This window comes from Vibrio sp. 10N.286.49.E11 (assembly GCF_041469505.1).
GTDB lineage: Bacteria > Pseudomonadota > Gammaproteobacteria > Enterobacterales > Vibrionaceae > Vibrio > Vibrio crassostreae_C.
The window spans coordinates 1-474 of record NZ_JBFRKQ010000174.1 but is presented as its reverse complement, the minus strand read 5'-3'; the positions used below and the strand labels follow the sequence as shown (position 1 = coordinate 474).

At 41.1% G+C, this 474-nt stretch carries 1 protein-coding gene and 1 tRNA gene; both read right to left on the bottom strand.

The window, feature by feature from the left end:
• Nucleotides 1-18 precede the first annotated feature (18 nt).
• The gene (locus AB4167_RS22170) at nt 19-180 is read right to left on the bottom strand and encodes a hypothetical protein (RefSeq protein WP_372137040.1); all 162 of its coding nucleotides are present in this window, start codon (nt 178-180) and stop codon (nt 19-21) included.
• Between the two features lie 85 nt (nt 181-265).
• Nucleotides 266-356: transfer RNA gene (locus AB4167_RS22165), tRNA-Ser, on the bottom strand.
• Nucleotides 357-474: the final 118 nt, after the last annotated feature.

Below are 474 nucleotides of genomic sequence, written 5' to 3'. Positions count from 1 at the left end.
ATCAGTTAATTTTCCGGATTAGTATAATTGAACCTGTTCGATATTTCTCAGGTAAGCGACTTTACGTTCACGAGTTAGAAGAGAGAATTTAAACTCTTTGGGATAACCGCTGCTACGCAGTGAAAGTGGGGGGGCGATGCGTGTGTAGTATACGCTATTTGGAAGTCTCAATAAGTACATCTGTGCTACCTTTCTGTGCGAGATGATTTTCGAGGCTTTAGATACGAAAAAACCGCTGTAAAAACAGCGGTTTAATCTTTAAGAGTGGTGGAGGGATAGGGATTTGAACCCTAGAACCGCTATTAACGGTTGCCGGTTTTCAAGACCGGTGCTTTCGACCACTCAGCCATCCCTCCAACAAATTGTCATCAACAGATTAGTACACTGTTGAGGTTGTTATTTGCTAATGCAAGTAACGATACCTTTTGTCTTCACCTTTCAAAAAAGTGAAAATAAATTTAAAGCCTGGCGATG

Coding starts and splice junctions, on each gene's coding strand:
- AB4167_RS22170 (WP_372137040.1), bottom strand. CDS start 180: ATGTACTTATTGAGACTTCCAAATAGCGTATACTACACACGCATCGCC.